6 protein-coding genes are annotated in these 6,780 nt (G+C 70.1%); 1 reads left to right on the top strand and 5 read right to left on the bottom strand.

Annotation, left to right across the window (positions count from 1 at the left end):
• Nucleotides 1-164: 164 nt before the first annotated feature.
• From FFS09_RS24800 to FFS09_RS24785, 4 genes are read right to left on the bottom strand one after another with little or no spacing between them, the layout of a single operon-like run.
• Complete coding sequence (locus FFS09_RS24800) at nt 165-827, bottom strand: ABC transporter ATP-binding protein (protein ID WP_137921614.1); 663 nt, start codon at nt 825-827, stop codon at nt 165-167.
• On the bottom strand, nt 824-1,792 hold the full coding sequence (miaA, locus tag FFS09_RS24795; RefSeq protein WP_137921613.1) for a tRNA (adenosine(37)-N6)-dimethylallyltransferase MiaA: 969 nt from the start codon (nt 1,790-1,792) through the stop codon (nt 824-826). Before miaA ends, FFS09_RS24800 begins: the two co-directional genes overlap by 4 nt.
• Nucleotides 1,789-3,042: a multidrug effflux MFS transporter gene (locus FFS09_RS24790; protein ID WP_252374506.1), complete on the bottom strand. Its 1,254-nt coding sequence runs from the start codon at nt 3,040-3,042 to the stop codon at nt 1,789-1,791. Before FFS09_RS24790 ends, miaA begins: the two co-directional genes overlap by 4 nt.
• Before the next feature lie 24 nt (nt 3,043-3,066).
• On the bottom strand, nt 3,067-4,413 hold the full coding sequence (locus FFS09_RS24785) for a tetratricopeptide repeat protein (RefSeq protein ID WP_171020169.1): 1,347 nt from the start codon (nt 4,411-4,413) through the stop codon (nt 3,067-3,069).
• Nucleotides 4,414-4,503: 90 nt separating this feature from the next.
• On the opposite strand from FFS09_RS24785, the gene FFS09_RS24780 reads away from it, so the two are divergent.
• Nucleotides 4,504-5,811, top strand: a complete 1,308-nt coding sequence (locus FFS09_RS24780) for a serine hydrolase domain-containing protein (protein WP_137921611.1) — start codon at nt 4,504-4,506, stop codon at nt 5,809-5,811.
• Between the two features lie 24 nt (nt 5,812-5,835).
• Here the strand turns inward: FFS09_RS24780 and FFS09_RS24775 are convergent, their stop codons facing one another.
• Nucleotides 5,836-6,714 (bottom strand): alpha/beta hydrolase, encoded by an 879-nt coding sequence (locus FFS09_RS24775; RefSeq protein WP_137921610.1) that lies wholly within the window; start codon nt 6,712-6,714, stop codon nt 5,836-5,838.
• Between the last annotated feature and the right edge of the window lie 66 nt (nt 6,715-6,780).

The raw sequence follows: 6,780 nt of genomic DNA, 5'->3' as shown, positions 1-6,780 counted from the left end.
GGTCGGGAGGGCCATGATCTAATTTAGTTACCTGTTTTTGTTGATGTTATCGTAATCCAGTTACATGGCCGGTTCTTTTTGCACCGGCATGCAGACCTTACCCCGATGAACCACCGCGCGCACACGGAAAACGTGTCAGAGCGTGAGCGCCCCGGCGGGCGGATTCACGCAGCCTGCAGGCCCGAGGCGGTGAGGTGCAGCACGCGCTGGGCGCGCGCGGCGGCCGCGCTGGAGTGCGTGACGAGCACCAGTGCCGCGCCACTGTCGGTGGCCTGTTGCTGCAGCACGTCCATCACCTGCGCGGCGGTGGTGGGGTCGAGGTTGCCGGTGGGCTCGTCGGCCAGCAGCAGGCCGGGGCGGTGCACCAGGGCACGCGCGATCGCCACGCGCTGCAGCTGCCCGCCCGACAGCTCGGCCGGCAGCCGCGCGCCGAGGTCACCCAGGCCCACGGCGTCGAGCATCTGCTGCACGCGCGCGGTGTCGGGGCGGCCCAGCAACAACAGGGGCAGGCCGACGTTCTGCGCCACGTCCAGGTGCGGCAGCACGTGGAAGGCCTGGAACACGAAGCCCAGGTGCTCGCGCCGCCAGTGCGCGCGCTGCGTTTCGTGCAGCGTGCCGAGGTCCACGCCCTGGTGGGTGATGCGTCCTTCGCTCCAGTCGTCGAGCGCGGCCAGGCAGTTGAGCAGGCTGCTCTTGCCCACGCCCGACTCGCCCACGATCGCGACGAACTCGCCCGGTGCGACGCTGAAGCTCACGCCGCTGAACACCGGCGTGCTGCCATAGCGCTTGCCCAGTCGGGTGACTTCAAGGGCCAGCGTGTCGCTCATGCGGGTGGACCCAGTAGGTGCTCCACGGTGTGCAGCACCTGCACCAGCGCATCGGGTGCGTCGCAGGCGATCACGCGGCGCTGCGGCATCGAGCGCAGCCAGGTGAGCTGGCGCTTGCCGAGCTGGCGCGTGGCGGCGGTGCCGAGGGTGCGCAGGTCGTCGAGCAGCTCGGGCGTGAGCGCATCGCCGTGCGCGGCCATCAAATCCCACGCCTGGCGGTAGCCCACGCAGCGCATGGAAGGCAGTTCGGTGGAAAGATCGCCGCGCGCGCGCAGGGTGCGCACCTCGTCGAGAAAACCGGCGGCCAGCATGTCGTCGAATCGCTGAGCGATGCGCGCGTGCAGCCAGGCACGGTCGTGCGGCTCCAGCGAGATCAGGTGCTCGGGCGCGAGCGGGCTGGCCGGGTTGTGGGTGCGCCCGGTCTGGAAGCTGGAGATCGGTCGGCCCGACACTTCGACCACCTCCAGTGCGCGCTGGATGCGTTGTGCGTCGTTGGGCGGCAGGCGCGCGGCGGTGGTCGGGTCCAGGCGCGCGAGCTCGGCGTGCAGCGCGGGCCAGCCGTGTTCGCGCGCGCGCGCTTCGATGCGCTCACGCACGGCGGCATCGGCTTGGGGCATGTCGTCCAGGCCCACCAGCAGCGCCTTGAAGTACAGCATGGTGCCGCCCACCAGCAGCGCGGTGCGCCCGCGCGCGGCAATCTCGTCCACCAGGCGGAGCGTGTCGCGCACGAAGTCGGCCGCGTTGTAGCTCTGCAGCGGGTCGAGGATGTCGATCAGGTGGTGCGGCACGAGCGCGCGCTCGGCCGCGCTCGGCTTGGCGCTGCCGATGTCCATGCCGCAGTAGACCAGGGCCGAGTCGACGCTGATGATCTCCACCGGCCAGCGCTGCGCGATGGCCATCGAAGCGGCGCTCTTGCCGCTGGCCGTCGGGCCGGCCAGGGCGATGCAACGGGGTATCGGCTTCACGGGGTATCGGCCGCCGCGAGGCGCTGGGGCGCGCCGTGGGATTCACCGTGGCGCTGCACCAGCGTCCACGCGACGGCGGCGATGACCACGCTCCAGAACCACACGCCGTTGGTCAGGGGCAGCACGCTGTCGGCGCCGGCCAGGCTGATGCCGAGCCAGCCCCCCATGGCGAAGGCGGCCGCCATCGACAGAAAACCGCTGAGCGCAGAGGCTGCGCCCGCGGCCTGCGGAAACGGGCCGACCGCGCCACTCTGCCCGCACGGCTGGTGCACGCCATGGGCCAGCATGAACAACCAGAACGGCAACAGAATGGCCCACACCTTGTGCAGGCCCAGCAGCCCGAGCACGCCCATGGTGGTGCCGGCCGTGAGCGTCATGACACCGGCGATGGCCACCGTGCGCCGCAGCCCGTGGCGTGGCAGCAGGTAGCGGCAGAGGAAGGTGCCCATGATGTAGACCAGCGACATGCTGAACATCAACAGGCCATAGACCGTGGTGGACACGCCGAGCACGCGGATGAACACGAAGGACGAGGCCGCGAGGAAGGTGAACAGCCCGCCGTACGACGCGGTCGACAGCAGCGCAAAGGCCCAGAACGTCGGGTGGCGCGCGATCTGCACCCAGTTGCTGAACAAGGTCCGCGGTTCGAGCGCGCGCGGGTTTTTCTGCGCCAGCGTTTCTTCAAAACGCCAGACGACCACGGCCAGCGCGAGGGCGCCGAACACCGCGAGCGCCAACAGCGAGATGCGCCAGCCGAACAAGTCGGCCAGCAGACCGCCCACGGGCGATGCGGTGCAGGCGATCAGGCCCAAACCGGTGAGGCCCTTGGACATGACGCGCGCGCCGTCGGTGGGTGCGTACAGGTCGCGCACGATGGCGCGAGCGCACATCACGCCCGCGCCCATGGCCACGCCCTGGATGGCGCGCCAGACGATGAGCTGCTCCATCGTCGCGGCGAAGGTGGCGCACACCGAGGCGGCGACGAAAGCGGACAGACCCACGATCAGCACCGGCCGGCGGCCGAAGCGGTCGGACAGCGGCCCCCACACCAGTTGCGACACACCGAAGGACAGCAGCAAGGCCGTGAGCGTGAGCTGCGCCTGCGACATGGGCGCGCCAAAGCCGGCGGTGAGCGCGGGCAGCGCGGGCAGGTACAGGTCGGTCGCGATGGGCTGCAGGCCCAGCAGCAACGAGAGCACCAGCACGATCAGGCCGGGCGACATGGCGGAAGTGGGGGGCGGGGCGGGCATCCGGTCGAGGGTAGCAGAACGTCCCTAACGCGGTGGCCAGACGCGCGCGGCCACGGCGGGCCAGCGCGGGTCGGCGCGCAGGCTGTGGTTCTCGGTGGCGAGCAGCACCAGCGGCAGGTGGCCGCAGCCTTCTACGGCTGCGCGTTCCAGTCGGTCCAGCGCTTCGTCGCGGCGACCCAACAGCGTGAGAGCCGCGGCATGCGTGGCCTGCTCGCTGGGGTTGCCCGGGTCCGTGCCGGCTATCACGCGCATGGCCGCCCCGGCTTCGCCGCAACGCGCGAGCACGTAGCCCAGCGTGGACGCCGCGAACACCCACGATGCCGGGTCCGACAACATCGCCAGCGCTTGTGATGCCAGCGTGGGCGACGGTGCAACCAGCGCCTGAACGCCGAGCAGGTGCAGCGCGGCCGCGCGGTGTTCGGGCGCGTTCTCGCGCGTGCGCTGCGCGCGTGCCAGCGCGGCTTCGTGATCTCCCGCGGTGGCGAGTGCGCGCGCCAGCAGGATCGCCATGTAGACCGAGAAGGGGTTCAAGCGCAGGGCCTGTTCCAGCGCCTGCACGGCCTCGCGCGGCCGGTCGGTGGCCAGCAGGTGCCAGCCGCGGTAGTAGTGCGTGGCGGCGTCCAGCGGCGAACTGGCCAGCGCGCGTGCGTGCAATGCGGCGGCGTCTTCGAAGCGCCATGCGCAGTCGAGCAGGTGGGCCGTTTCGGCCAGCAGGCCGGGCATCTGCGGTGCATGGGCTTGCACGCGGCCCAGGTGCGCGAGCGCTTCGTCGATGCGCTCGCGCCGCACCGCCAGGCCACAGCTCACGGTGGCCGCGAGGCACTCGGCCAGGGCGAGCTGGGCGGCGGGGTAGTCCGGCGCTTCGTCGATCAGCGCACGCAGCAGGCCTTCGGCGCGCGCGAGCGAGGCGGCGGTGCGCTGCTGTACGAGCTGGCGCGCGTGCGTGAGCGTTTCGACCTGGTGCGGCGGCGCCATGGCCGCGTGCACCAGCCGCCAGTGCGCCGGCGCTGGGGGTGCCTGGGGGGCGGGCTCGTGCGCCGCCACGTGCAGCCGGTAGCCGCGCCGGTACTCCGCGCGCAAGGCCAGGCCCGTGGCAGGTGGCAGGGCCTGGCGCAGTTGCGCGATGCAGCGCGCCAGGCTTTCGTCCGACATGGCCTGGCCGGCCCACACCTGGCGCGCGAACGCTTCCTTGGGCACGGTGCGCGGCCACTGCCGCAGCAGCAGGTGCAGCACGGCGCGCTCCTTGGGTGGCAGCGCGAGCGGGCGGCCGTGGTGGCACACGTCGCCATCGTCGTCGGCGGTGTAGCCCAGCTGGGCAGGGCTGGTGCCGGGTGGCGCTTCGTCGTCGTCGTCGCGTGCGGGACTGGGCATCAGGTTCTCATCAAGATTGCGCGCCATTGTCCCGGTAACTTGCCCGTTGCGAGACCCCGGTATTCCCGAACCACAACAGGAGACAAGACCATGCCCGTGCGCCACCGCGTTCGATTCACCACCGCCGCGCTCTGCGGCCTGCTGCTGGCGCTGCCCGCCGCCTGGGCCCAGGCCCCGCAACTGCCGCCACCCGACAGCGTGCTGCTCGACAAGCTGGGTTACATGGAGAGCTTTCCGCCCGCGCCCGACAAGCTGGTGGACAACAGCAACCGCACGCGTTACCCGCAGATGACGTGGTCGCTGCAGCACGTGCGCGAGTTGCTCCCCACGCGCAACATCCGCCGCGGCCCCGCGCCGGTGGTCGTGCTGCCGCGCCGCGAGAAGAACCTGGACGACTGGGCTTTCGCCGACGACAAGGGTGGGCGCACCACCGTCGCCGAGTGGCAGCGCAACACCTACACCGACGCGCTGATCGTGCTGCACCGCGGCCGCGTGGTCTACGAGCGCTACCGCAACATGAAACCCGAGACGCCGCACCTGCTGTTCTCCATCACCAAGAGCTTCACCGGCCTGCTGGCCGCGCAGCTCGCGCACGAAGGCAGGATCGACCCGAATGCGCGCGTGACGCAGTACGTGCCCGAACTCGCGGGCAGTGCCTGGGACGACATGAGCGTGCGCCAGGTGATGGACATGACCGGCGCGGTGCGCTACCGCGAGGTCTACACCGACCCCACGACCGAGGTGTTCCCGTACCTGTTCTCCAGCGGCATGCTGCCCGCGCCGGCCACCTACACCGGCCCGAAGGACATCTACAGCTTCCTCAAGACGCTGAAGAAGGAAGGCGAGCACGGCGACGCCTTTGTCTACCGCACGGTGCACTCCGAGGTGTTGGGCTGGATCGTCTCGCGCGTGACGGGGCAGCATTTCACCGACCTGTTGAGCGAACGCATCTGGCAGAAGCTGGGCGCGGAGGAGGACGCGAGCGTGATGGTGGACGCCGTGGGCACGCCGCTGCAGGGCTCGGGCATGAGCGCCACGCTGCGTGACCTCGCGCGCTTTGGCGAGATGCTGCGCCGTGGCGGCGAGTTCAACGGCCAGCGCATCCTGGCCCGCGACGTGATCGAAGACACCGCGCGCGGCGGCGACCGCGACAAGTTCGCCAAGGCGCCGGGCCAGCAGGCGCGCGCCGGCTACAGCTACCGCAACCAGTGGTGGGCGTTGCACAACGCCGATGGCGCGTGGGAAGCGGCCGGCGTGCACAACCAGTTCATCCACATCAACCCCAAGGCCGAGATGGTGGTGGTGAAACTGTCGTCGCACCCGATCGCGGCGGCGGCGGCCACGATGCCCTTGAACCTGAAGGCCTGGGCGGCGCTGGCCCAGGCGGTGCAGCATTGAGCGCCCGCCGCGCGGCGTGGGGCTTTACTGCTGGACCAGCTTCACGGCTTGCGTGCTGTCGTCGCGCAGGCCGAACAGGCTGGTGAGCGCTGCGCGGTACTGCGCCTGTCCGACCGAGTTGGTGTTGTGGTGCGAGCCGCCTTCCACCAGCACGAAGGCCTTGCGGCCCTGGGCCGCGTTGTACAACTTGCGCCCGAGTTCGGGCTGGATCAGGCGGTCCTCGCCGCCGTGCACCACCAGCAGCGGCGAGCCGATTTCGGCCACGCGCTTGACGGCCTCGAAGCGCTGGGTGATCAGCAGCGAGATCGGCAGCCAGCCCCACTTGAAGGTGCTGACCACGTCGGGGATGGAGGTGAAGGTGCCTTCGACCACGGTGCCGGCTTCGTCGTTCACCGCGGCCGCGAGTTCGATGGCGATCGCGCCGCCCAGCGAGTGTCCGAAGATGTAACGCGGGCGCCCCGGGTATTTTTCGCCCAGCCAGTCCCAGGCGGCGCGGGCGTCTTCGTAAGCCGTGGTTTCCGACGGCAGTTCGTTCGTGCTCTTGCCAAAGCCGCGGTAGTCGATGGCCAGCACCGAGAAGCCCAGCTCTTCCATGCGGCGGGCGCGGAAGGCCGAACCGGTGACGTTGAATCGCGCGCCGTGCAGGTAGAGCAGCACGGGGGCGTCCTTGCGCTGTTCAAAGTTCGCGTGCGCGGCCCACAGGCCGTGCAGCTTCACGGGCTTGTCGGTCTTGGGGGAGTTGAAATCGATCCAGACGTCTTCCATGCCCTCGGCGGCGCTGAGGCCGCCGGCCCAGGTGCGGTCGGACGGCTGGAAGATCCAGACCCGTTGCTTCTCGTCCAATGTGGCGCAACCGGCCATCAGGGCCAGGGCGGTGAACAAAGCGACAAAAAGACGGCTCATGGCGGTGATGGATGCACCTGAACCGGGAAAAGTTCAGCAGGGGTTTTCCCTGTGCAGGTTCCATGC

It is taken from the genome of Hydrogenophaga sp. 2FB (assembly GCF_005503365.1).
Classification (GTDB): Bacteria; Pseudomonadota; Gammaproteobacteria; order Burkholderiales; family Burkholderiaceae_C; genus Hydrogenophaga.
This window is presented reverse-complemented; position numbering and strand designations above follow the sequence as displayed.

Bases quoted from the DNA above. Each gene is read 5' to 3' on its own strand.
- FFS09_RS24800 (WP_137921614.1), bottom strand. From the start codon at position 827: ATGAGCGACACGCTGGCCCTTGAAGTCACCCGACTGGGCAAGCGCTAT.
- FFS09_RS24790 (WP_252374506.1), bottom strand. From the start codon at position 3,042: ATGCCCGCCCCGCCCCCCACTTCCGCCATGTCGCCCGGCCTGATCGTG.
- FFS09_RS24785 (WP_171020169.1), bottom strand. From the start codon at position 4,413: ATGCCCAGTCCCGCACGCGACGACGACGACGAAGCGCCACCCGGCACC.
- FFS09_RS24780 (WP_137921611.1), top strand. From the start codon at position 4,504: ATGCCCGTGCGCCACCGCGTTCGATTCACCACCGCCGCGCTCTGCGGC.
- FFS09_RS24775 (WP_137921610.1), bottom strand. From the start codon at position 6,714: ATGAGCCGTCTTTTTGTCGCTTTGTTCACCGCCCTGGCCCTGATGGCC.